The sequence below is a fragment of the Comamonas sp. F1-6 genome, assembly GCF_039581415.1.
Lineage (GTDB): Bacteria > Pseudomonadota > Gammaproteobacteria > Burkholderiales > Burkholderiaceae_C > Comamonas > Comamonas thiooxydans.
Genome location: NZ_JBCPWN010000013.1, coordinates 44,769 through 66,899, shown reverse-complemented (window position 1 = coordinate 66,899; position 22,131 = coordinate 44,769). Strand labels below are relative to the sequence as shown.

22 protein-coding genes are annotated in these 22,131 nt (G+C 62.2%); 10 read left to right on the top strand and 12 right to left on the bottom strand.

Annotation, left to right across the window (positions count from 1 at the left end):
- Nucleotides 1–9: 9 nt before the first annotated feature.
- On the bottom strand, nucleotides 10–1,041 hold the full coding sequence (locus AAIL66_RS14520) for a patatin-like phospholipase family protein (RefSeq protein WP_034358633.1): 1,032 nt from the start codon (nucleotides 1,039–1,041) through the stop codon (nucleotides 10–12).
- Between the two features lie 275 nt (nucleotides 1,042–1,316).
- Here AAIL66_RS14520 and AAIL66_RS14515 point away from each other — a divergent pair, with 275 nt between their 5' ends.
- From AAIL66_RS14515 to AAIL66_RS14495, 5 genes are all read left to right on the top strand, one after another.
- On the top strand, nucleotides 1,317–2,582 hold the full coding sequence (locus AAIL66_RS14515; protein WP_343497048.1) for an MFS transporter: 1,266 nt from the start codon (nucleotides 1,317–1,319) through the stop codon (nucleotides 2,580–2,582).
- A 176-nt stretch (nucleotides 2,583–2,758) separates the two neighbouring features.
- A complete protein-coding gene (locus tag AAIL66_RS14510) occupies nucleotides 2,759–3,268 on the top strand; it encodes a BON domain-containing protein (protein WP_343497047.1) in 510 nt (169 codons plus the stop codon).
- An 84-nt stretch (nucleotides 3,269–3,352) separates the two neighbouring features.
- Nucleotides 3,353–4,576, top strand: a complete 1,224-nt coding sequence (locus AAIL66_RS14505; RefSeq protein ID WP_343497046.1) for a PLP-dependent transferase — start codon at nucleotides 3,353–3,355, stop codon at nucleotides 4,574–4,576.
- Nucleotides 4,577–4,798: 222 nt separating this feature from the next.
- Complete coding sequence (locus AAIL66_RS14500) at nucleotides 4,799–5,596, top strand: DUF2189 domain-containing protein (RefSeq protein WP_343497045.1); 798 nt, start codon at nucleotides 4,799–4,801, stop codon at nucleotides 5,594–5,596.
- A gap of 20 nt (nucleotides 5,597–5,616) precedes the next feature.
- Nucleotides 5,617–5,835, top strand: coding sequence for a hypothetical protein (locus tag AAIL66_RS14495; RefSeq protein ID WP_034409900.1), 219 nt, complete (start codon nucleotides 5,617–5,619; stop codon nucleotides 5,833–5,835).
- Nucleotides 5,836–5,852: 17 nt separating this feature from the next.
- On the opposite strand, the gene AAIL66_RS14490 is transcribed toward AAIL66_RS14495, so the two are convergent.
- On the bottom strand, nucleotides 5,853–6,590 hold the full coding sequence (locus AAIL66_RS14490) for an arylesterase (protein ID WP_343497044.1): 738 nt from the start codon (nucleotides 6,588–6,590) through the stop codon (nucleotides 5,853–5,855).
- On the opposite strand from AAIL66_RS14490, the gene AAIL66_RS14485 reads away from it, so the two are divergent.
- Entirely contained in the window at nucleotides 6,589–7,269 is a 681-nt protein-coding gene (locus tag AAIL66_RS14485) for an ABC transporter ATP-binding protein (RefSeq protein WP_003069470.1), read from the top strand. The two genes, AAIL66_RS14490 and AAIL66_RS14485, sit on opposite strands and share 2 nt — an antisense overlap.
- 99 nt (nucleotides 7,270–7,368) lie before the next feature.
- Here the strand turns inward: AAIL66_RS14485 and sstT are convergent, their stop codons facing one another.
- A complete protein-coding gene (sstT, locus tag AAIL66_RS14480; RefSeq protein ID WP_343497043.1) occupies nucleotides 7,369–8,601 on the bottom strand; it encodes a serine/threonine transporter SstT in 1,233 nt (410 codons plus the stop codon).
- Between the two features lie 305 nt (nucleotides 8,602–8,906).
- On the opposite strand from sstT, the gene rlmB reads away from it, so the two are divergent.
- Complete coding sequence (gene rlmB, locus AAIL66_RS14475) at nucleotides 8,907–9,677, top strand: 23S rRNA (guanosine(2251)-2'-O)-methyltransferase RlmB (protein ID WP_034409896.1); 771 nt, start codon at nucleotides 8,907–8,909, stop codon at nucleotides 9,675–9,677.
- 85 nt (nucleotides 9,678–9,762) lie between these two features.
- Here the strand turns inward: rlmB and AAIL66_RS14470 are convergent, their stop codons facing one another.
- A complete protein-coding gene (locus AAIL66_RS14470; RefSeq protein ID WP_034409895.1) occupies nucleotides 9,763–11,703 on the bottom strand; it encodes a hybrid sensor histidine kinase/response regulator in 1,941 nt (646 codons plus the stop codon).
- Nucleotides 11,704–11,794: 91 nt separating this feature from the next.
- On the opposite strand from AAIL66_RS14470, the gene AAIL66_RS14465 reads away from it, so the two are divergent.
- The gene (locus AAIL66_RS14465; RefSeq protein WP_343497042.1) at nucleotides 11,795–12,568 is read left to right on the top strand and encodes an NAD-dependent deacylase; all 774 of its coding nucleotides are present in this window, start codon (nucleotides 11,795–11,797) and stop codon (nucleotides 12,566–12,568) included.
- Between the two features lie 89 nt (nucleotides 12,569–12,657).
- Here the strand turns inward: AAIL66_RS14465 and AAIL66_RS14460 are convergent, their stop codons facing one another.
- The 7 genes from AAIL66_RS14460 to AAIL66_RS14430 form a co-directional block, all read right to left on the bottom strand.
- Complete coding sequence (locus AAIL66_RS14460; protein WP_059440365.1) at nucleotides 12,658–13,257, bottom strand: chromate transporter; 600 nt, start codon at nucleotides 13,255–13,257, stop codon at nucleotides 12,658–12,660.
- Entirely contained in the window at nucleotides 13,254–13,841 is a 588-nt protein-coding gene (locus AAIL66_RS14455; RefSeq protein ID WP_034377662.1) for a chromate transporter, read from the bottom strand. Before AAIL66_RS14455 ends, AAIL66_RS14460 begins: the two co-directional genes overlap by 4 nt.
- A 157-nt stretch (nucleotides 13,842–13,998) precedes the next feature.
- Complete coding sequence (locus tag AAIL66_RS14450) at nucleotides 13,999–14,646, bottom strand: GntR family transcriptional regulator (protein ID WP_034377661.1); 648 nt, start codon at nucleotides 14,644–14,646, stop codon at nucleotides 13,999–14,001.
- Nucleotides 14,647–14,788: 142 nt separating this feature from the next.
- On the bottom strand, nucleotides 14,789–15,535 hold the full coding sequence (locus tag AAIL66_RS14445; protein WP_034409890.1) for an aspartate/glutamate racemase family protein: 747 nt from the start codon (nucleotides 15,533–15,535) through the stop codon (nucleotides 14,789–14,791).
- 20 nt (nucleotides 15,536–15,555) lie between these two features.
- The gene (gene hydA / locus AAIL66_RS14440) at nucleotides 15,556–16,989 is read right to left on the bottom strand and encodes a dihydropyrimidinase (RefSeq protein ID WP_343497041.1); all 1,434 of its coding nucleotides are present in this window, start codon (nucleotides 16,987–16,989) and stop codon (nucleotides 15,556–15,558) included.
- A gap of 8 nt (nucleotides 16,990–16,997) precedes the next feature.
- Complete coding sequence (locus tag AAIL66_RS14435) at nucleotides 16,998–18,212, bottom strand: serine hydrolase (protein ID WP_343497040.1); 1,215 nt, start codon at nucleotides 18,210–18,212, stop codon at nucleotides 16,998–17,000.
- A 42-nt stretch (nucleotides 18,213–18,254) separates the two neighbouring features.
- Complete coding sequence (locus tag AAIL66_RS14430) at nucleotides 18,255–19,562, bottom strand: MFS transporter (RefSeq protein WP_343497039.1); 1,308 nt, start codon at nucleotides 19,560–19,562, stop codon at nucleotides 18,255–18,257.
- A gap of 280 nt (nucleotides 19,563–19,842) precedes the next feature.
- Here AAIL66_RS14430 and AAIL66_RS14425 point away from each other — a divergent pair, with 280 nt between their 5' ends.
- Nucleotides 19,843–20,574, top strand: a complete 732-nt coding sequence (locus tag AAIL66_RS14425) for an aspartate/glutamate racemase family protein (RefSeq protein WP_034377656.1) — start codon at nucleotides 19,843–19,845, stop codon at nucleotides 20,572–20,574.
- A 49-nt stretch (nucleotides 20,575–20,623) separates the two neighbouring features.
- A complete protein-coding gene (locus AAIL66_RS14420) occupies nucleotides 20,624–21,472 on the top strand; it encodes a fumarylacetoacetate hydrolase family protein (protein WP_343497038.1) in 849 nt (282 codons plus the stop codon).
- 27 nt (nucleotides 21,473–21,499) lie between these two features.
- Here the strand turns inward: AAIL66_RS14420 and AAIL66_RS14415 are convergent, their stop codons facing one another.
- Nucleotides 21,500–22,087, bottom strand: coding sequence for a GAF domain-containing protein (locus AAIL66_RS14415; RefSeq protein ID WP_343497037.1), 588 nt, complete (start codon nucleotides 22,085–22,087; stop codon nucleotides 21,500–21,502).
- Nucleotides 22,088–22,131: the final 44 nt, after the last annotated feature.

Here is a 22,131-nt window from a genome sequence, read left to right as displayed (position 1 = left end):
AGGTTCAGCTCAGGGCTTTTCGCAGTTGCCGCTCATACCCACCATGCCGGACAGCTTTTGAAGGCTGGATCGCTGTTTCAGGCAGTCCTGATAGCTGGCTTCGGCGGCTTTCTGCTGTGCTATTTGAGTGGCTTTGGTGCGTTCGGCGCGCAGCTGGGCGATGCGTTCGCGAATCTGCGGCATCAGTGCAGTGGCGGCCTTCTCGCCTTCCACAATCGCATGGCTGCGCTGCGCGAAGTCGGCCGGGCCGATGTCCAGCACCTTCGGACGAATGATGATGTCGGCACGCGCCAGCTCGGCCTGGCCCAGCTTCTGACCCATGATGGCAATCGACTGATTGAGTGCGCCGAGCATATTCGCCGGGGTCTTGCCGCTGGCCTTGTTGGAGATGTCCACGGCGATCACGATGTCGGCCCCCAGATTGCGCACGGCATCCACCGGCACGGGGCTGACAATGCCGCCGTCCACATAGTGGTGCTTGCCGATGGTGACGGGCTGGAACACGCCGGGCACGCTGCTGGAGGCGCGCACGGCCTGACCCACATTGCCACGTGCGAACACGGTGCGTTCACCGTCTTCCAGGCGCGTGGAAACCGCAACAAAAGGCTTGGCCATCTGCTCCAGCGGTTTGCGGCGGACTTGTTCATTCACATAGTCCTCAAGCTTCTGGCCGAGCACCAGGCCGCCAGCGGACAGCTGCAGGTCGCGGATCTTGGCTTCGTCCAGCGCCACGGCTTTTTCCTGCAGCTCAAAGGCGTTCATGCCGCTTGCATAGAGCGCACCCACCACGCTGCCGGCGCTGGTGCCTGCCACGAACGAGGGCGTGAGGCCATTGGCCTCGAGCATCTTGATGACGCCGATATGGGCAAAGCCCTTGGCCGCACCGCCGCCCAGCGCTAGGCCGATCTTGATCGGAGGGGCTGATGTGGTGGTCGAGAGGGTCTCAGGAGTCGCAGCGGGGCTGGGGGGATTGCTGCCGCAGGCAGCAAGGCCAAGCAGACTCAAACAGACCAAGGGGCGCAAAAAAGCATTCAGGCACATGCCGGGAAATCCTGCTGTCATTAGGGCGCAAAGTATAGCGACGGGTGTTTGAACCGTTGACGTACTGGTTTTGGTCGTCAAAAAGCATAGCTTCCTGTGTTTGATAGCAAATAGTTTGAGACATGTATCCTTTGTTTGGCCTATGCGTGCCGATGCGACTCTGCAGACAATGTTCTCATCACAAGCAAGTGGCTGGCCCGCTTTGACGGCGCGGCAGGATGAACACCTGTCCGCTCTGTCCCTGTCGCAGGCCCGGCCCGATCAAGAGGCAGCAAATGTCGCAAAGCAATACATGGCAGGCCGGTGCCACAACGGCACAGGCCTCGGTCTGGTGGGTGGGCTTCGGCCTGGTGGTGGGAGTGCTGGGGGCGGCGCTGATCAGCCCGCTTTATGCGCTCTATCAGCAAGCCTGGCAGTTGCGGCCCAGCGATATCTCGCTGATCTATGTGCTCTATATGTGCGGTGGCCTGTGCGCCCTGCTGTTTCTGGGGCGTCTGCCCGACCGCATCGGCTTTCAGCGCGTGATGCTGTGTTTCCTGTGTCTGACGCTGGCAGGCACTCTGATCTCCATGCTGGCCTGGAATCTGCCCAGCCTGATCGTCGGGCGTTTCATGGTGGGGGTGTCATCAAGCCTCATCACCATCAGCGCCACCACGGGCCTGACACTGCTGGCTGCCAGCGCAAGCACCGGTCTGCAGCCGCAGCGCGTGGCCATGGTGGCCAGCTTTCTCAATGTGCTGGGCTTTGGTCTGGGGCCCTTGATCGGTGGCGTGGCGGGGCAGTGGCTGCCTCAGCCCTTGACGACGGCCTATCTGGTGCCGCTGGCGCTGGGCTGCATCGGTGTGGCAGGCGTTGTCACGCTCAAGCTGCCGGAGTCGGTGCAGCGGGATGCGGGCCAGCTGGGACAGGCCCCCGAACGTCTGCACTGGCGGGACTGTCTGCCGCGGCTGACATGGCCTGTGCGCGAGGATTCCCTGGCCTTTGCACTGACCTGTGGCTATCCGTTCGTGGCGTTCGGTGTATTCGGGCTGTATGCCTCCATGGCACCGCTGTTTCTGCAGCAGATGATTCCCTGGAGCGGCCCTATGGTCAGCGGTACGGCCATTGCGGTGATTTTGCTCGTCTCTGCAGGCATTCAGCTGGTGGCTGCCAGCCTGCCGCTGCACCGCTGCGGCTTTGCCGGCATGGCGCTGCTGGTGCTCAGCAACGGCATGCTGTTGCTGAATCTGCAACTGCAATCAACGCTGCTGTTCATCTTGGGCGTGGGCTTGACAGCACTGGGGCATGGCATGTGCATGCTGGCCGGCATGACCATGGTGGGCCGTCTTGCCAGGCCCGACAACCAGGCAGGCATGTTGTCTACCTATCAGACCATCGGTTTGCTTGGCTCCATGTTGCCCATGATGGCAGTGGGCTGGATTGCCGACCACTGGAGCATCAAGCTGGCCGTGAGCCTGTTTGCCTGCTTTGTCATGCTGTTGGCTACCCTGCTGGGCTTGGCATTTGCGCGTCATCCGCGCATGCAAGGGGTTGCGGATTAGCGCATGGCTTGCATAGAGTTTCTGTAAATCACAGAAGAGAACACTTATTAATTAAATGTCACAAATTCGGACAAATTTGTCCTACAGGGATGCGGGAAAAGTTCGTATCCGAGCCAAAATGGTGGCTCGTTACAGTTGACCGTCATGTTTTTGCAAGCATTAAGGGAGAAATCGATATGACCACTATGTTCAAGCGTTCCGCTCAAGTTCTGGCCATTACCGCCTTGGCCTTTGGCTTGGCTGCCTGCGGCAAGTCCGACGACAACAAGACCGCTGGCCAGAAGCTCGATTCCGCCATTTCCCAGACCGAGAAGGCTGCGGAAAATGCTGGCAGCAAGATTGAAGAAGGTACGGCCAAGGCCGGCGATGCAGCTGCCGATGCATTGGCCAAGGCCGGTGAAGCTACCGGTGCCGCCATGGAAAAGGCTGGCAACAAGATGGAGGAAGGCGCTGCCAAGGCGGGTGCTGCCCTCGATGACGCTGGCATCACCGCTGCCGTCAAGACCGATTTCATCAAGGCCCCGGAAATCAGCGCTCTGCAGATCAATGTGGATACCAAGGGCGGCGTAGTGACCCTGACCGGCACCGTGCCCAGCGAAGCCGTCAAGACCCAGGCCGGCGATATCGCCAAGGCTGCCAAGGGCGTGACCTCGGTCAACAACAATCTGACCGTGAAGGCTGGCTGATACTCCTGGGCCGCCACCTCGCATGAAGCCAGAGCGCGCAAGCCCTCTGGCTTTTTTGTGGCTGCATGGCACTAAGATCAGGGCATGACCCAAGCCGACCACAAGCTTTCCACCCATCTGATCCATCATCCCTACAAGCCTCCCACGGACTTCGAAGGCCCGCAGCTTGCCGTGCACAAGGCCTCGACCGTGTACTTCGAGAATGTGCAGGCCATGCGCGAGCGCCGCTGGCTGGACAAGAGCAGCTACACCTACGGTCTGCATGGCACGCCAACGACCTACGCCCTGGAAGAACGTCTGGCATCGCTGGAGGGCGGTCTGCAATGCCTGTTGGTACCCAGCGGTCTGGCCGCGATTGCCACGGTGTCGCTGGCGCTGCTCAGGACGGGCGACGAGGTGCTGGTGCCCGATAACGCATACGGTCCCAACAAGACGCTGACCGAGGGCGAGCTGGCCCATTTCGGCATTCGCCATCAGTACTACGACCCCATGTGCGTCGAAGACCTGGCGGCCAAGATTACTCCGGCCACCAAGCTGGTCTGGCTGGAGGCTCCTGGCTCGGTAACCATGGAGTTCCCCGATCTCGTCGAGCAGGTGCGCCTGTGCCGGGCCAGGGGCGTGACCATGGTGCTGGACAACACCTGGGGCGCGGGTCTGGCTTTCCGTCCCTTCGACCTGCTGGGCGATGGCAGCCTGGGCGTCGATGTCACGGTCCATGCCCTGACCAAATACCCCAGCGGCGGCGGTGATGTGCTGATGGGCAGCATCATCACGCGCAACCAGCCCCTGCATATGCGCATCAAGCTCGCGCACATGCGTCTGGGTCTGGGCGTGAGCGGCAACGACGCCGAAGCCGTGCTGCGCAGCCTGCCCAGCATCGGTCTGCGCTATCACGCGCAGGATCGCTCGGCACGCCAGTTGGCGCAGTGGCTGGCCACCCAGAGTGCCGTGGCGCAGGTGCTGCACCCCGCCATGCCTGATGCCCCGGGCCACGCTTGCTGGAAGCAGCTGTGCGGACAAGGGCAGGGCCAGGATGGCGTGGCCGCCGGTCTGTTCAGCGTGGTCATCGACGAGCGCTTCGACCAGGCAGCCGTCGATCGCTTATGTGACAGCCTGAGCCTGTTCAAGCTGGGCTACAGCTGGGGCGGGCCTGTGAGCTTGGTCGTGCCCTATGAGCTGCCCGAGATGCGCAGCCGTGCCACACCCCATATCAAGGCGGGCACCGTGGTGCGCTTTGCCATCGGCCTTGAGGATACTAGCGATCTGCAGGCCGACCTGGCCCAGGCCCTGCTCAGGGCCTTTGGTTGAAGCTATTTAAATAGGAGCTGGAAGCGCTTGCCGAGAAGCGATTTCAATGCTTTTATTGACTGAAGTCAATAAAAGACGGGCGCTATAAGCTCTTGTTTTCATAGTGAAATGCGGAGGCCGGCATGCGGGCTTTCCGCAATGCAGATTCGAGGTTGAGCGGGTAACTTGTTCCTGTCAGCTGCCGCCACCGAGGCGCGGTACGGGCGACAAGGAGGGTCTCGCATGCAAGCTTCCCCTGTTTCCGAGGTCAAGGCCGAGTCCGGCAATCTGCAGATTCTGCAACTGCGCTGGAGCGAGCCCTGGCAATGGCTGCTGCTGGGCCTGGGCGATGTGCGTCGCGCACCAATGATTGCGTTGTTCTACGGCCTGTGTTTCTGGGGCATGGCGCGTCTGATGGCCTGGGTGTTTCGCTCCAGCCCCGAATATCTGATGTCCATGGCCAGCGGCTGTCTGCTGGTAGGCCCCTTCCTGGCCATGGGCCTGTACTACGTCAGCAAGCAACTGGGGCAGGGCAAGCCCGTGCTGCTGTCGGAGTCGTTGACCTGCTGGGACAAGCATCTGGCCAGCATGGGCATGCTGGTCATGGTGCTGATGGTGCTGGAGATGCTCTGGGGGCGCGCCGCCATGGTGGTGTTCGCCATCTCGTTCGATACCGGCATGCCCAGTACGGCAACCCTGCTGCAGACCCTGCTGCGGCCCGAGAACTGGGAGTTCCTGCTGGGCTACACCGCGGTTGGCGGGATATTTGCTGCCTTGGTGTTTGCCAGCATGGTGGTTTCACTGCCCGCCATTCTCGATCTGGATACCGATGCCTTGACGGCTTGCATCACCAGCATGCGCGTGGTGGGTGCCAACACGGGTGTGATGCTGCTGTGGGGGCTGATCATCACCGTGTTGATCGCGGTCTCGCTGTTCTTCTACAGTGCAGGTCTGATCGTCATCGGGCCGCTGCTGGGTTGTACCAGCTGGCATGCCTATAAAGCCAGCGTCCGCGCCGAAAGCAAGGAGGACCCTGCTTGAGGCGCAATGAGGGGGATGTCATGGAGTTCTGGAACTGGTTGAAAAAAGTCTTTACGCCCCAGCCAGGCGCTTCGGGCCACAGCACCGATTCGCAGCTGACCTGGACTTCGGCGAGCAGCCGCGAGGACGGCCGCGACGTCTTCAACGACAGCTATTTTTGCGGCTCGGGCAGCAACGAGAGTGCCTGCAGCTCGGACGGCGGCGACTCTGGCGGTGATGGTGGAGGCAGCGGCGACTGAGGCCGCGCGGCCGTCACTTATTTCAGCAATGGCCTGAGCTTGGGCCAGACATTGGCCAGCATCTGTGGCTGAGCCTGGGCATTGGGGTGAATGCGGTCGCTCTGAAACCATCGCTCGGCGTCCGCCGCATCGCCGATGCCCGACAGCAGAAACGGCACCAGCGGCAGCTTTTGCGCGTCGGCAATGCTCCTGAACATCTCGGCAAATTGCTCGGTATATGTCGCTCCATAGTTGGGCGGTACCTGCATGCCCACCAGCAGCACCTGGGCCCCGGCCTCCCTGGCGGCCTTGATCATGACTTCCAGATTCTGCTGAGTGCTCTGCAGCGCCAGGCCGCGCAATGCGTCGTTGCCGCCCAGCTCCAGAATCAAGATGCCCGGCTCATGCTGCCTGAGCAGCGACGCCAGGCGCGCTCTGCCGCCGGCCGTGGTCTCGCCGCTGATGCTGGCATTGACCACCTTGCGCGGATTCTTTTCGTCATTCATGCGCTGCTGCAGCAACTGCACCCAGCCCTTGCCGCGCGTCAGGCCGTATTCGGCGCTCAGAGAATCGCCAAGCACCAGCACCAGCACCGGGCCGGGTTTCGCGCCGGGAGCGGCCTTGGCTGGCTCCTTGTTCCTGGCGGGCGATGAGGCCACTGCCGCACCGCAAGCCCCTGAAATGGCGAGCGACAGAGCAACAGCGATACAGTGACGGCGCTGCAGTGCAAAGTGCTGGTTGCGACTCTTGACGTTTTTGCTATTCAATTGATTCATGTCCACAACTCTTGCCATTCCTTTGATTGCCGTTGAGCAACTGTCCAAATCGGTGAGCGATTCCACAGGCGTGCTGGATATTTTGCGGGATATCAATCTGAGTTTCACGGCCGGCGAAACCGTTGCCATTGTGGGTGCCTCCGGCTCGGGTAAAAGCACTTTGCTGTCGATTCTGGCCGGCCTCGATACCCCCAGCCGCGGCACGGTCCGTTTGCTGGGCCAGGATCTGTTTGCGCTCAGCGAGGACGACAGGGCGGCGGTGCGGGCGCAGAAGATGGGCTTTGTCTTCCAGAGCTTTCAGTTGCTGGGCAATCTCACGGCGCTGGAAAACGTCATGCTGCCTCTGGAGCTGGCGGGTCAGCGCGATGCGAGAGCGCGAGCTTCGCAGATGCTGGAGCGCGTGGGCCTGGGGCAGCGCCTCAATCACTATCCCAGGCTGATGTCGGGCGGCGAGCAGCAGCGCGTGGCCCTGGCGCGTGCTTTTGTGGTGGAGCCGGCCGTGCTGCTGGCCGACGAGCCCACGGGCAGTCTGGACTTCGCCACGGGCCAGACCATCATGGAGCTGATGTTTGCACTCAACCGCGAGCGCGGCACGACTCTGATTCTGGTGACGCATGACCGCGAGATTGCGGCGCAATGTGATCGCAGCATCACCATAGAAGCCGGGCGCTCTGTCTGAAAAACCAAAAGGCCTGTGTGATCACAGGCCTTTTTGGGTGTTAGCACTTATCAAATAATCGCTTGCAGCTATCAAATCAGTAGATTCTGAGCTCAAGCCTCAGATGCGCGCGACTTCCAGTCCGGCCCTGCGCTCTGCGGCGCGGCAGGCGGCTGCGGTAAACAGCACGTCGGTCGAGGAATTGAGGGCTGTCTCGGTCGAATCCTGAATCACGCCGATCACATAGCCGACACCCACCACCTGCATTGCCACATCGTTGGGGATGTTGAACAGGCTGCAGGCCAGCGGAATCAGCAGCAGCGAGCCACCGGGTACGCCCGAGGCACCGCAGGCACAGACCGCAGAGACCACGCACAGCAGTATGGCCGTGGGAATGTCCACCGAGATATTGAGCGTATGGGCAGCGGCCAGTGTCAGCACGCTGATGGTGACGGCAGCGCCGGCCATATTGATGGTGGCGCCCAGCGGGATGGAGATGCTGTAGGTGTTCTCGTCGAGCCTGAGCTTCTGGGACAAGGCCAGATTGACGGGAATGTTGGCTCCCGAGCTGCGCGTGAAGAAGGCGGTCACTGCGCTTTCGCGCAGGCAGGTCAGCACCAGCGGGTAGGGGTTGCGGCGAGTCTGTGTCCAGACAATGACTGGGTTGATCACCAATGCCACAAACACCATGCAGCCGACCAGCACGGCCAGCAGGTGGGCGTAGTCCTTGAGTGCTTCCAGCCCGCCGGAGGAGAAGGTGGCGACCACCAGGCCGAAGATGCCGAAGGGGGCCAGGCGAATCACGCCTTGAATCACGCGGGTGATGGCATGGCCAAAGTCCTCCACCATGGTGCGGGTGGTGGGCGTGGCGTGGCGTAGTGCCAAGCCCAGCGCGATAGCCCAGGCCAGAATGCCGATGTAGTTGGCGTTCAGCAGTGCATTGACGGGGTTGTCGAACAGGCTTTGGACGACGGTGCTCAGCACCTGGCTGATCTCGCCGGGTACGCTCTGGACTTTGGGCGCTTCACGAAAGTGAATCACCGAGGGAAAGAGCGCGCTGGCTGCAACGGCCACGCAGGCCGCCGCCAGCGTGCCGATGACGTACAGCCAGAGCACTGGCTTGATTTGCGTTTCCTGGCCGGGGCGGTGGCTGCTGACGGCCGCCATGACCAGCAGCAGCACCAGAACCGGAGCGACAGCCTTGAGCGCGGCAATGAACAAGCTGCCCAACAGGGAAACCGACTGGGCGGCGGCCGGCCACAGCCAGGCCACCAGGCCGCCCAGAATCAGGGCAATCAGAATCTGCAGCACCAGGCTGCTGCGGTTGAACCAATCGAGCAAGGCGTTGAGCATGCTGGGTATTCGTTATGGAATTGGAGGGGGATGCAAACACGTAGGCCTCCTCATGCCGGACATGAAGAGGCGATATGCGTGAATGCAGGGGCAGCAGGCCCAAGCCTGTTGCCAGTCGTTCTGGGTGGCAGTGGAGCTTCATGTGAAGACTCGCACTCAGAAAAAGCCATGCTGGTGCTGCTTGATGAGCCGGTGCCTTGCCCGTTGGGGGCGCAGTGTAGCGGCAATGGAAAACCTCAGCTGTCAGCCCAGACATGGCCCTGCGAGTCTCAGGTCTGCCGTAAACGCCGGGATAATGTGGCCCCATGTCGTCCCCCAAAGTTCTTTTCGGCTTTCACGCCGTAGGCGTGCGTCTGAAGACCGCCCCCCAATCCATCATCGAAGTCTATTTCGAGGCTTCGCGCCGCGATGCGCGCATGCGCCAGTTTCTGGAACGTGCCAAGGAAGCCGGGGTGCGTCTGATCGAGGCCGATGCCCTGCGCCTTGCCAAGCTCGCCGGCTCTCACGGCCATCAGGGCGTGGCTGCACGCGTGGAAGAAGTCAAGGACACGCGCACGCTCGACGAGCTGCTCGACGACCTGGAGGAGGAGGGGGTGAAGGCCCCGCTGCTGCTGGTGCTCGACGGTGTGACCGATCCGCACAACCTGGGGGCCTGCCTGCGTGTAGCCGATGGTGCCGGCGTGCATGCCGTGATCGCTCCCAAGGACCACGCGGCCGGCATCAATGCCACCGTGGCCAAGGTGGCCAGCGGCGCGGCCGAGACCGTGCCTTACTTCATGGTCACCAATCTGGCACGCACGCTCAAGGAACTCAAGGAGCGCGGCATCTGGATCATCGGTACCAGCGGCGATGCCGACAAACATCTCTACCAGATGGATCTGACCGGCCCGACAGCGCTGGTGCTTGGGGCCGAGGGCGATGGCATGCGCCAGCTTACTCGCAAGACCTGCGATGCGCTGGTCAGCATCCCCATGCAGGGCGCGGTGGAAAGCCTGAATGTGTCGGTCGCCAGCGGGGTATGCCTGTATGAGGCGTTGCGCCAGCGTCTGGCAGCGGCCGTGGCGATCAAGGTCTGAGCCGGCTGGTCCGGCCGCTGAAAGCGAAAGCAAGGCGCGACTGCGAGAGCAGTGGCGCCTTTTTTTGCGGGCGGCCGAACCGTTCTCAGACGGCGGGCAGATCGGCTGGCGTCGTGCAGTCCGGATGCAGCATGCGCTGTACGGTGCGTGCCAGCTCGCCAATCTCCATCGGCTTGCTCAGCACCACGTAGCGGCATTCCTGGGCATGTGGCACTTCGGCCTCTTCGCTGCTGGTCATGAGGATGAGCGGAATGAGAACATGCTCCCGGGCCAGCTTTTCCTGCATTTTTGCGATGCTCAAGGCACCGGAAAACTCATCGGCGGCAATGATGAGATCCACCTTCATGCCGCTGTTGATATAGCGCAGCGCGACTTCGGGTAAATATGCGGTCACGACCTGATAGCCAAGTCCGTAGAGCACCTGGGCCATGGCATTGCGCGTGGCCAGATCGGGCTCGATGAGCAAAATCGTTTCCTGCCGGCCCGCTGGGGCCGAGGCTTGCGGGCTCTGCGGCACGACCGGTTGCGCGCGCGGAAAGTACAGGCTCACGATGGTTCCCAGGCCTGGAGTGCTTTCCACTTCGATCAGGCCCTGGACATGGTCCATGAAGTTCTTGACCATGGGCAGGCCCAGGCCCGCGCCCTTGCCTTCGGGCTTGGTGGTAAAGAACATGTCGAAGATGCGGGCCTTGATCTCTTCACTCATGCCCATGCCGTTGTCGGCCACGCTGATCATTACGTAGTCGCCCGCATGGCTGGCGCGCTTGAGCAGCACGTTCTCCGCTGTGAGCGTGATCTGGCCCTGCTCTTCGGTAGCATCACGCGCGTTGATGCAGAGATTGATCAGCGAGTTCTCGAAATACAGCTTGTCCACGCTGATGGGCCAGATGCTGCTCGCCATGTGCAGCTGCAGTTCAGCGTTCTGGCCGACGGCCTTGCTCAGCAGCGGCTCCAGATCCTGCACCAGTGCGCGGGGGTCGGCGGCAGCCAGCTGCATGGATTTGCGACTGCTGAACCCCGTCAGATGCGATGCCAGGCTGCCTGCTTTCTGGATGGTGTTGAGTATCACATCCACATGTTCGAGCTGCTCGGGCTCGCCCAGCTGCTTTTCCAGCATGCCGGCATGCAGGCCGGTGATGAAAAGCAGGTTCTTCATGTCATGCGCGACACCGGCAGACAACTGGTTCACCATGCCCATTTTCTGGGCTTGGGCGAGGTAGGTTTCGGCCTGATCCAGCGCCTGCTGCTTGAGTCTCAGCTGGTGGCTCAGCGTGGTGATCTGGTCGCGCAGCTGATTCTCGGATTGCCGGACGCTGTCTATGCCCAGGTTGGCGCCGACCCAGTAGAGAATCCTGCCCTGCGCATTCTTGACGGGAGACAGCGATGAAAAAAACCAGTGGAACTGTCCGTCATGGCGCTTGATGCGCAGCCGGTATCCCGTCGGCTTTTCGGTGATCAGGGCGCGCGACAACCCGGTGTTGACGGTCGCCAGATCGTCGGGATGCACGATATCAATCCATATGCCTTCACGAAGACTCAGGAGGCGTACTTCCCGGTAGGCGTATTCATGCAGGGCCCGATTGAGCCAGGTCACCTCTCCATGGGGTGTTGCAATCCAGACCTGGTAGGGCAGGTGGTCCAGAAAGTCCTCAAAGCGGTTGACATGCCCCAGCCCGAGTTCGTCATCGGGTTCACGAAACGAGGTTTCGGTCGGCAATACATAGCATTGCACCGCTTTTGCCGCGCCATTGCCTTGAATCGGCGAAAAATGCCAGAGCCCGGGGTGATCGGGCAAGTTTGCAGTCGCTTCCAGGCCTGTCTCCATGCACTGCCTGATAGCCAGCCTGGCTGTTTCCAGAATCTCGCGCTCGGGAATGCCGGGTGCCTGACGACTGGGCTGCAGAAGGCGCTGCAATGCAGGATTGGCAAAGCGCAGTTCCAATGTCTGGACATCAACAAGACCCCATGCCAATGCTGCAGGCGTCATGGCTTGCTGAAGTGCGAACAATTGGCCCGATTCGTTCATATGCTGGTGTGGTGCAATATCAGGCAAAGAAGAAGCTCCGCAGAGAAATTCAAGTATTCCACGTTGCAACTCGATTTTTGAGGTTATAGCCTTGGTTCAAGCACTTATTGACAATTCTTCGACGTCCTTGGGTGCGATTGCCTGCGTACGTCGCTGGCTGGGCGAGGCTCAGCGACTGGCCGTGCTGACCGGGGCCGGTGTCAGCGCCGAGTCGGGAGTGCCCACTTTCAGGGAGGATGCAGACGGGTATTGGTCCCAGTTCAAGCCCGAGGAAATGGCCAGCGAGGCGGGGTACCGCCGCGATCCGGCTCATGTCTGGCGCTGGTACGAGCACCGACGTGCGCTGGTTGCCAAGGTGACTCCCAATGAGGGGCACCTGGCGCTGGCGCGTTGGGCGCGACAGCATCCCGGTCGAATGACACTCATCACGCAGAATGTGGATGGTCTGCACCAGCAGGCGGGCAGTGAAGATGTGCTGAGCCTGCATGGGGAGCTGAGCAGGAATCGCTGGCTGAATCGCCGTTGTGCGTTATGTGACCTGGAGCAGGCTGTCCCGGGCGAGCCGCCTCATTGCGCCGCCTGCGGCAATTTGCTGCGGCCTGCCGTCGTGTGGTTTGGCGAGTCTCTGCCCAGCCAGACCTGGGCCAGGGCGGAGCAGGCGGCAGAGCAATGTCAGCTGATGCTGGTGATCGGCACGTCGGGCGCAGTCTACCCGGCAGCAGGTCTGGCCAAGATCGCACGGCGCAACCGGGCGCGCGTGGTCATCATCAACCCGCATGCCAGCGAGCTGGACTCGGTGGCCGACCAGATGATCGCCATGCCATCGGCACAGGTGCTGCCCTTGCTGCTGGCTAGTCCCGAGTAGGCTGGCATTGGATTGCTAGCGGCTGTCTCAGTGAGGAGACTGCTTTGGCGGTTGACGCCGATCTTCCGACCCCGGGGGCGGTACTGCGTTTACACCCAGCCCAGCGCACCCAGCGCCGCGCCGGCAGCCAGCAGCCACAGCAGATGAATGCGTGTGCGCCATACCAGCAATGTGCATGCAAGGCTCAGCAGCCATAGCTTCCAGTCCCTGCCAGGGTTGCCGCTGGCGCTGCCCAGCAGCCAGCCTGTGGCGAGCAGCAGACCGATCACCAGCGGAGCCATGCCTTGCTTGAAGGCGCGCACGCCGCGTTTGTCCCGGTTGCGCTGACCCCAGCGCGAGGCCTGCCAGGTCAGCAGCGAGCTGGGCAGCAAAATGCCCACCATGCATACGGCAACTCCGAGTGCTCCCAGGCCCCAGGCCGCCGGGCCGGCGCCGCCTCCCGCATTCAGACCCACGTTCCAGCCCAGCAGGGCGATGAACAACACATTGGGGCCAGGGGCGGCCTGGGCAATGGCGATGGAGCTGGTGAACTGGGTTTCCGACAGCCAGCGATTGCCGTCGACCAGATAGCGGTGCATATCGGGCGCAGCGGTGATGGCTCCACCCACGGCCATCAGCGACAGCGTCAGGAAATAGGCAAAAAGATGCAGCCAGTCCACGGTCTGCAGCTCGATCACCAGCGTGCTCATGCCAGCCTCCGGTAGGTCAGCACGCAGCCTGTTGCGCCCACCAGCAGCAAGGCCCAGAACAGCGGCAGGCGCAGCACGGCCACCAGCACAAAGGCGGCGATGGCCAGCCCTGCGCAATACCACTTGCCCAGCGGGTGCTTGCGCAGCGTGCCAGCCAGCTTCAGACCCATGCCCGCGACCAGCCCTGCCGCCACGGCGCCCATGCCGCGCAGGGCTCCGGCCACGGCCGGGTTGGCCGCGAACTGGGTATAGATCAGGGTGAGGCTGATGACCACCAGCATGGGGAAAGCCAACATTCCGCACAACCCCACGATGGCGCCGCGCCAGCCGAAGTAGCGTTCGCCCAGCATGATGGAAAGATTCACCACATTGGGGCCGGGCATGATCTGCGCCACGGCCCAGTCCTCCATGAACTCCTCATTGCTCAGCCATTGGCGCTTTTCGACCAGTTCGCGCTGCACCACGGCCAGCACACCGCCAAAGCCCTGCAATGCCAGAAAGGTCAGTGACCAGAACAGTTCACGCAGGTGGCGCGGGCGTGGCCGCTCGGCTTGCGGCAAGGAATGTGGGGCGGGTGCGCTCATTGAAACGGCCTCAAGGCCTCTGGAGAAAGTGATGGCGATCAGCCGTGGATGCTAATGCGGACGCCCCTGCCCGGATAGCTGTCAGCCATCTCCAGTCGAGAAGGGCGTATCGATCACTTCGATGGCTCCCGTCGCCGGATCGCGACGCCGACTGTGATCAGAGGTCGCCCAGTATCTGCTCCAGATCAGCGTCGTCGGCATCGGCCTCCAGGCGCAGGCTGCCCTGTATGTGGTCCAGGTGGCTGAGCATCAGCTGCTCTGCCTGCTCGCCATTGCCCGCGACGATGGCATCAACCACGGCCTCGTGCTCGTCCACCAGACAGCAGGTGTTGACAGCCGATTCATACAGCGAGATCGTCAGGCAGGTCAACGTGGACAGTTCACGCATGCTGCGCAGCAGCGCGGAGTTGCCGGCCAGTTCGGCAAGCAGAACATGAAACTCGCCGGACAGGCGAACCGTGGCTCGCTTGTCGGAATTGGCACGTGCTTCGCGCTCCTGCTTCAAATGGGTCTGCAGGCGTCGGATCTTGCTGTTGTCCATGTTCAGTACGAGGCGCCGCACAATGCCTGGCTCTATCAGCCTGCGTGCTTCGAAGACGTCCAGCGCCTGCTCGATGCTGGGCTTGGCGACAAAGGCTCCGCGCTGCGGAAACAGCTCCACCATCTGGTCGCGGGCCATGCGGGCAAGGACCTCGCGCACGCGAGCCCGGCTGGTGTTGAAGATATTGGCCAGCCTGTCTTCGCCGAGCTTGGTTCCCGGCAGCAGGCGGTGCTCATGGATGGCTGTGGCAATGCGGGCTGCCATTTCATCCACGGTAATTTCAGATCGAGATGTGTTGCTTCGATTGTTCACTTTTGTAGTGTTTTTTGTCGACATGCTGGTGAATTCTAGTGTCACACAGCATGTCGGCTTCGAACGTCCCGATTGAGGTTATCCCGCAGAGTGTTCAGGGCAGCTGCTTCAATAGCTGGGTGAGCCCCGGGGGGAGGTTCTTGAAGTCCTTGCGTGGTGGTTTGGCAAAGCTGCCGGCGCGTGCTGCAGCGGGAGCCAGCGAGACCAGGCTCTGCGCATGGTTGACGGCGCTGGAGACGCCATCGACGGCTGGCACCGGCAAACTCTGCTTGATGGAGCGTGCCAGGCCCGCCAGCGGGGCGCCGGCAATGATCAGTACATCGGCGCCATCTTCGCTGACCGCTGCTTCGCACAAGGCCTGCAGGCGTGCTGCATGGTCATCCTGCACACTTCCGATATCTCGCAGAGGCTCGTCCAGGCAGCGAATGCTGGCCAGTCGGTCTATGAGTCCGTTGCGCTCGACCATATCTCGGTACCAGGCGGTAATGCGCCTGGAGATGGCGATGATGGAAAAGCGTTTGCCCAGCATGCAGGCGCTCATGAGCGCGGACTCGGTCATGCCCAGCACGGGGATGTCCAGGGCCTCGCGCAGGCCTTCGAGGCCCGGATCGCCAAAGGCCGCCACGATGACGGCGTCATGCTGTGCGGCATGGGTTGCGGCCAGCTCGGCCACGGCGTAGGCGGCAATCATGGCCTCGAAGCGTGTCTCGATATAGGCCACCCCCATGGGGGCTGTCAGCATGGTGATTTCCGTGCCTGGCGCGGCGGCCAGCCTGGCCTCTTTCTCGATGAGCGCGGTGACGCTCTCGGAGATATTGGGGTTGATGATGAGCAGTTTCATGGTGTGTTCGTGCTGAAGTTTCAGAAGCGGGCCTGGTGGCGCTTGGGCAGCAGTGTGGGCGCGCCGCGCTGCAGGAAGCGGCCGCTGCCGGCGCGGGCGTGGAATTGCTCGCCGTCCCAGACTACCTGTCCCGCAGACAGGGTGAGGCAGGGCCAGGCCTTGAGCTGCTGGCCTTCATAAGGCGTGTAGTCCACGTTGTGGTGCAGATCGCGGTTGCTGATGGCGCGTTCGCCTTCCTGCCAGACCACGAGGTCGGCATCGGCGCCGATGGCAATGCTGCCCTTGCGCGGGTGCAGGCCGTAGACCTTGGCCGGGTTGGTGGAGGTCAGCTCCACGAAGCGGTTGAGTGTCATGCGGCCCGTCAGCACACCATGCGTGTAGAGCAGCGACAGGCGGGTCTCGATGCCAGGAATACCGTTGGGAATGTGACCAAAGGACACCTCCTCGCCATTGGGCTTCTTGCCTTCGGGTGAATCGTAGTTGAACGGCGCATGGTCCGAGGAGAACACGGTGAACAGGCCGTCGTTCAGCCCGTTCCAGATCACTTCCTGGTTGGCCTGATCGCGCGGCGGTGGGCTGCACACGCACTTGGCGCCCTGGTAACTGTCGTCTATGCCCAGATCCTCGGCGCTGAGGAACAGGTATTGCGGGCAGGTTTCGGCCATGATGTTCATGCCGTGGGAGCGGGCCCAGCGGATCTGCTCCACGGCTTCGCGGCCCGACACGTGGACGATGAGAATGGGCACGTCGGCCAACTCGGACAGGGCAATGGCGCGGTGGGTGGCTTCGCGCTCCACCAACATGGGGCGCGAGACTGCGTGATAGCAAGGGGCCTTGCGGCCGCTGGCTTCCAGGCGCTTGGTCAGCCACTGGATGCAGTCGGCATTCTCGGCATGGATCATGGCCGTGGCATCGTATTTGCGAGCCACGTCCAGCACGTCGAGGATCTGGCCGTCATCGAGCTTCAGATCGTCATAGGTCATGTAGATCTTGAAGGATGTATAGCCTTCGCGGATCAGCGCGGGCAGTTCGTTTTCCAGTACTTCGGGCGTGGGGTCGCTGACGATCATGTGGAAACCGTAGTCCACGTGGGCCTTGCCGTCGGCGCGGCGGTGGTAGTCCTCCACGGCCGCGCGTAGCGACTGGCCCTTGGCCTGGGCCGCGAACGGAATCACGGTGGTGGTGCCGCCGCAGGCCGCGGCGCGCGTGCCGCTGTCGAAGTTGTCGGCCATGCGCACCGGCGGTTCCATGGGTTGGTCCAGGTGGCAGTGGGCGTCGATGCCGCCGGGCGTGACCACGCGGCCGGCAGCGTCATATTCGCGGGTGCCGGCGGGCAGGTTGGTGCCCAGTTGGACAATCTTGCCGTCGCGGATGGCTATATCGGATTCAAAGATGTCGCTGGCGGTGGCAACGCGCGCATTGCGCACTACGAGATCAAATTCGCTGGATTTCATGCTGAATATCAGAGTTTCGGGGTGTCGGTAGGGTCTGCCGGTGCTCCGGACTTGCCCTGGTGTTGTGATGCGAGTTCGAGTTCGCGCGCCAACGCCTTGTGGCGGGCGGGCGTGGGTTTGGCATGGGCCTGGTTGCTCAGCGCGGGCAGCACGTAGTCATTGATCATGCGGCGGATGGCCAGCACGTTCCGGGATTCGCGCAGGCCGCCTTCGATGGGCAGCATGCTGGTCATGACCACCACGGCATTGCGCTCGGGCAATACCACAATGAACTGGCCCTTGAAGCCCATGGCGTGGGTTTCGGGCTCGGTGGCGACGATGTCGTTGATCCACCAGTAATAGCCATACCATGGCGCCGAGGCGGGCGCGGTCATGGTGCGGACCCAGGCCTGGGAGACGATCTGCTTGCCGTCCCAGCGGCCGCCGGTCAGCACCAGCTGGCCTAGCTTGGCCATGTCCACGGCGCGCAGGCGCAGCCCCCAGCCGGAGGAGACCAGGCCTTTGTCGTCAGCCCGCTCCCAGGCGTAATGGCTCATGCCCATGGGCTTGAAGAGTCTCTCCTTCGCAAAGTCCTGCAGTGGCATACCGGCGTCGGCTCCCAGCGTGGCGCTGGCCAGGATGGGGTTGACGTCGGTGTAGTCGAAGCTCGTGCCGGGTGTTACCTTGGGCGTAGTTTCGGCCGCCAGCTTGAGACGATCGGGGGCGCCGTAGTAGATGGGGTCGTCGGTGGGCTTGAAGTTATAGACCAGGCCCGTGGACATGGACAGCACATGCCGCAGTTCGATGGATTGCTTGTCGGAGAAGGCGTCCTGGAGGTCGGGGCGGGCCTTGGCCAAGATGGGCGCCACTTTCTCGTCGAGCTTGCTGCGGCCCTCGTCCACCAGAACGCCGGCGGCCAGGGCCGTCACGTTCTTGGTGATGGAGTACAGCTCGTAGTTGTGGTTGCGCGTCAGGCCCTGGCTGTAGCGCTCATAGATCAGCTTGCCGTCCTTGACGACGAGAAAGCTGCGCACGTCGAGGTTTTCCTTGCGGATCATCTCGGACAACTGCACCAGAGGGCGCGAATCCACGCCTACGGACTCGGGGGCGGCAGCAGGGAAATCGGGACTCGCCTGGACGGCGACAGAGTTGCGGCTGGCTGGCGTGGCGGCATATGCGCTCAGGGTTGAGGCGATGGCCGTGGCGCAGGTCAGGGCCAAGGCTCGGCGTGTGGGCAAGGGCATGGGGTTCTCCATCAAAGTGTCCAGGCGAGGCGGGGGCGGTACTTAGACCGGGATCTTCTTGCTGTAGTCGATCACGATCGACGAGCAGACGAAGAGGCCTGCGCCCGCGGCAGCGAAGAGCATCATGGCCATGTCGTAGGAGCCGGTGGCCTGCACGATCACGCCCACCAGAATGGGTACGCCGATGCCGGTGAAGTTGCCGCCCAGGTTCATGACGCCACCCAGGAAGCCGACGCGCTTGCGGGTGCCCAGAATGGAAGGAACGCACCAGAACAGACCGCACCAGCGCAGGAAGAACAGCGTTACCGACAGCAGGATCACGATGGTCACGGGGTCCTTGAAGCGGGCCACGTTGTAGATGGCGATGGTGGCGATGATCGAGGCGATACCGAACAGCGTGCGCAGCACCTTGGCTTGCGAAGCGCCCGCAGCCTTCCACTTGTCGGCAATCCAGCCGCCGACCATCTCACCGACGAAGCCGGAGAAGAACATGATGAACACGGCGCCGCCCATCTGCTTGATGTCCATGCCATGCACCTTGGACAGGTAGGTGGGCATCCAGGTCAGCAGGCCGTAGAACAACGCGTTGAAGCACATCCAGCCGAAGAACATGCCCCATACCGAGCGGTACTTGAAGAAGTCCATCACCTTGCCGCTGGCATGGGCGGGCTCGGCGGCGAGGTCGGCGGCATGTGCTTCCTCGATGAAGGCAGCTTCGGCTTCATTGACGCCTGCGTGCTCACGGGGATGGTTGCGGATATACCACCAGGCAAAGACACCCGCGATCATGGTGCCAACGCCCGCGACGACGAAGGACACGCGCCAGGAGTCGAAGTGGGTCAGCAGGCCGGCGATGATCAGCGCACCCAAGGCGGCACCAAGAGGTGCGCCACCGTCCAGCAGTGTGGCGCCGCGGCCGCGTTCGTTCTGGGTCATCCAGATGCCGTTGAGCTTGCCGCCTGCGGGGTAGATGGGGGCCTCGGAGGCGCCCAGACCCAGACGGGTGATCAGCAGCGACACCCAGCCGGTGCAAGCTGCGGCGATGGCCTGGAAGAAGCCCCAACCCAGGGTGGAGCAGACGATGACCACGCGTGGGCCGAAACGGTCGGCCAGCATGCCGCCGGGAATCTGCATGAAGGCATAGGTCCAGAAGAAGGAGCTCATCAGCAGGCCCTGAACGGCAGGGCTGAGATCGAACTCCTTGGCGATCATGGGCATGGCCACGGACAGCGATGCGCGGTCAATGTAATTGACCGCGATCAGGAAAAGCATCATCAGGAAGATCTTCCAGCGCACCTTGGTCGGCGCTGCCGCCGCCTGTGGCGCGGCAAGTGTGGTTGGGTTTTGCATCTCGGGTCTCGCTCCATCGGTTGGTTGGTTGTTCGATGTGAGGTCGAAATCTAAATGTCGATAATATTGTCAACAATATCGTAAACACTTATTTGGGAATTTTTCTCTGAAATATGCTGTGAGGCGAAAGGCGGTGACGAAGTGAAGACTTTCTTGATAGATAACTTTGAGTGATTGAACTTTGATTTATTGTCAACAATATTGTTGACGTTTATTCGAGTGAGGTGAACAATGCCGGCCAACCGGTTTGCCGGTTGGCCATACAACGGAGACAAACAAGATGACTGCAACTACGACATGCCTGGGCGTGCTCACGCCTTCTTCCAACACCGCGCTGGAGCCTCTGACCAGCGCGCTGGCTGCCAGTGCCGGCAACTGCTCGGCCCATTTTTCGCGCTTCACGGTGACTGAGATTTCGCTGGCCGAGGGGGCACTGAACCAGTTTGATGACAGCAAGATCCTGGCCGCCGCCGAGCTGCTGGCCGATGCCAAGGTGGATGTGATCGGCTGGAGCGGCACGGCCGCAGGATGGCGCGGCTTTGAGACCGACATGCGGCTGTGCGAGCGTATTACCGAGCGCACTGGCATCAAGGCCACGACGGCCATCCTGGCACTCAATCAGCTGATGGAAAAGCTCTCCGTGAAGAAGCTGGCCATCGTCAGCCCGTACACGGCGGACGTGCAGCAATGCATCATCAACAACTACCGCGCCGCAGGCGTCGAGACCACGGCAGAGCGCCATCTGGACATCTCGGTCAACCACAGCTTTGCGCTGGTGGAGCCTGAGCAACTGCTGCAACTCATCGGCAACGTGATCGAAGAAGGCAAACCTGACGCCGTCGTGACTTACTGCACCAATTTGCGCGCTGCGCACCTGGCCGAAGAGGTGGAGCGCCGTTGGGGAGTGCCGCTGCTCGATACTGTGAGTACCACGGTCTGGGGCATGCTGCGCGCGGCCGGGCGTGATCCTTCCGCCGTCAAGGGCTGGGGCCGCCTGTTCGATATTGCATGATGAAGGCCTTAGAGGGCGACACTGACCGATTCATAAGGAGACAACCATCGTGAAACTGCTTCGCTATGGCAGCGCGGGTGCGGAGCGCCCGGGCGTGCTGGACGCCGACGGCGTGCTGCGTGATGCATCGGCCCTGGTGCCCGATTGGGGCCCGGGCCAGCTAGGTCCCGATGCGCTGGAGCGCATACGGCATACGGACTGGAGCCGTTTGCCCAAGGTTGACGGAAGGCCACGCCTGGGCTGCCCCGTGGCACAGGTGGGCAAGCTGGTCTGTGCGGGCCTCAACTATGCTGACCACGCGGCTGAGGCCGGACTGCCAGCGCCGGGCGAACCCGTGCTGTTCATGAAGGCCGTGACGGCGATCTGCGGTCCTGGCGATGCGGTGCAGATTCCGCAGGGCGCGGACAAGGTCGACTGGGAGGTGGAGCTGGGCGTTGTCATCGGCAGCCGCGCGCGGCGCGTGACCGAGGCGCAGGCTCTGTCCCATGTGGCCGGCTATCTGTTGGCCAACGATGTGTCCGAGCGCGGCTGGCAATTGGAGCGTGGCGGCACCTGGACCAAGGGCAAGAGCCATGACACGTTTGCGCCGCTGGGCCCCTGGCTGGTGACGGCCGACGAAATTACCGATCCGCATCGCGTGGGCCTGTGGCTGGAAGTGAACGGCCAGCGCATGCAAAGCAGCAATACCAGCAATTTCATCTTTGGCGTGCCCGAGATCATCAGCTATATCAGCCAGTTCATGACGCTGGAGGCCGGCGATGTGATTCTCACCGGAACGCCTGCGGGCGTGGGTCTGGGACAAAAGCCGGAGCCCGTCTTTCTCAAGCCCGGCGATGTGGTGCGGCTGGGTGCCGATGGGCTGGGCGAGCAGCGCCAGGTCTGCGTGGCGGTGAACTGACGCAGCTTTTTCCCGGAGAGCTGGTTTTCAGAGCTTTCCGGGAGACGCCGGGCCGCAAGGCGTGCGATTTTCTTCGGCCGGCTGGAGCTGCCGGGCCTGCTTGATATCGATTCGCCTGGCCGTGATCCTGGCCACGCATTCGAGTTTTTGCAGGTCCTTGGCCGTCAGGCTTTCATCGGCCGCCTGGCTGAAGCAGCACAGCGTGCCGTAGACCTTGCCGCTGGCCAGCACGATGGGCGTGCTCAGATGGGCGCCCACGCGAAAAGGAGTTGCAGGCAGCTTGGCAAAGGCAGGGTGGCTGGTCGCATCCTGGACCAGGCCGGGCAGAATGCCGTCGAGCACGCACTGGCAAAACGACTCCTCCAGGGGACCGCCGCCGCCAGTGGCAATCAATTCCTTGCCGGGGGCGGTATCGACATGCTGGAACATGCGCTGGCCGTTGCGGATCTCGGAGACAAAAATCACCTCCATATTGAGGTGCTGGCGCAGCTCCTGCAGGACCAGGCGCACGTTTTCATCGACCAGTTCGTCACTTCGATCTGCCGTGGCCAGCAACAATTCGCTGACCTGTACCTCCAGTGCCTCCGGTGCGTAATCCCAGTTGTGAATCGCCATCTCTCAAATCTCTGAATGTCGCGCAAAAAAACCTCGGGCCATTG

Excerpts from the sequence above, each read along its gene's own strand:
- AAIL66_RS14435 (WP_343497040.1), bottom strand. The coding sequence starts at position 18,212 with ATGCCCTTGCCCACACGCCGAGCCTTGGCCCTGACCTGCGCCACGGCC.
- AAIL66_RS14470 (WP_034409895.1), bottom strand. The coding sequence starts at position 11,703 with ATGAACGAATCGGGCCAATTGTTCGCACTTCAGCAAGCCATGACGCCT.
- AAIL66_RS14460 (WP_059440365.1), bottom strand. The coding sequence starts at position 13,257 with ATGAGCACGCTGGTGATCGAGCTGCAGACCGTGGACTGGCTGCATCTT.
- AAIL66_RS14445 (WP_034409890.1), bottom strand. The coding sequence starts at position 15,535 with ATGAAACTGCTCATCATCAACCCCAATATCTCCGAGAGCGTCACCGCG.
- AAIL66_RS14455 (WP_034377662.1), bottom strand. The coding sequence starts at position 13,841 with ATGAGCGCACCCGCCCCACATTCCTTGCCGCAAGCCGAGCGGCCACGC.
- AAIL66_RS14515 (WP_343497048.1), top strand. The coding sequence starts at position 1,317 with ATGTCGCAAAGCAATACATGGCAGGCCGGTGCCACAACGGCACAGGCC.
- AAIL66_RS14430 (WP_343497039.1), bottom strand. The coding sequence starts at position 19,562 with ATGCAAAACCCAACCACACTTGCCGCGCCACAGGCGGCGGCAGCGCCG.
- AAIL66_RS14505 (WP_343497046.1), top strand. The coding sequence starts at position 3,353 with ATGACCCAAGCCGACCACAAGCTTTCCACCCATCTGATCCATCATCCC.
- AAIL66_RS14490 (WP_343497044.1), bottom strand. The coding sequence starts at position 6,590 with ATGAATCAATTGAATAGCAAAAACGTCAAGAGTCGCAACCAGCACTTT.
- AAIL66_RS14495 (WP_034409900.1), top strand. The coding sequence starts at position 5,617 with ATGGAGTTCTGGAACTGGTTGAAAAAAGTCTTTACGCCCCAGCCAGGC.
- rlmB (WP_034409896.1), top strand. The coding sequence starts at position 8,907 with ATGTCGTCCCCCAAAGTTCTTTTCGGCTTTCACGCCGTAGGCGTGCGT.
- AAIL66_RS14510 (WP_343497047.1), top strand. The coding sequence starts at position 2,759 with ATGACCACTATGTTCAAGCGTTCCGCTCAAGTTCTGGCCATTACCGCC.
- AAIL66_RS14500 (WP_343497045.1), top strand. The coding sequence starts at position 4,799 with ATGCAAGCTTCCCCTGTTTCCGAGGTCAAGGCCGAGTCCGGCAATCTG.
- AAIL66_RS14425 (WP_034377656.1), top strand. The coding sequence starts at position 19,843 with ATGACTGCAACTACGACATGCCTGGGCGTGCTCACGCCTTCTTCCAAC.
- AAIL66_RS14485 (WP_003069470.1), top strand. The coding sequence starts at position 6,589 with ATGTCCACAACTCTTGCCATTCCTTTGATTGCCGTTGAGCAACTGTCC.
- AAIL66_RS14415 (WP_343497037.1), bottom strand. The coding sequence starts at position 22,087 with ATGGCGATTCACAACTGGGATTACGCACCGGAGGCACTGGAGGTACAG.
- AAIL66_RS14450 (WP_034377661.1), bottom strand. The coding sequence starts at position 14,646 with ATGGCAGCCCGCATTGCCACAGCCATCCATGAGCACCGCCTGCTGCCG.
- hydA (WP_343497041.1), bottom strand. The coding sequence starts at position 16,989 with ATGAAATCCAGCGAATTTGATCTCGTAGTGCGCAATGCGCGCGTTGCC.
- AAIL66_RS14520 (WP_034358633.1), bottom strand. The coding sequence starts at position 1,041 with ATGTGCCTGAATGCTTTTTTGCGCCCCTTGGTCTGTTTGAGTCTGCTT.
- sstT (WP_343497043.1), bottom strand. The coding sequence starts at position 8,601 with ATGCTCAACGCCTTGCTCGATTGGTTCAACCGCAGCAGCCTGGTGCTG.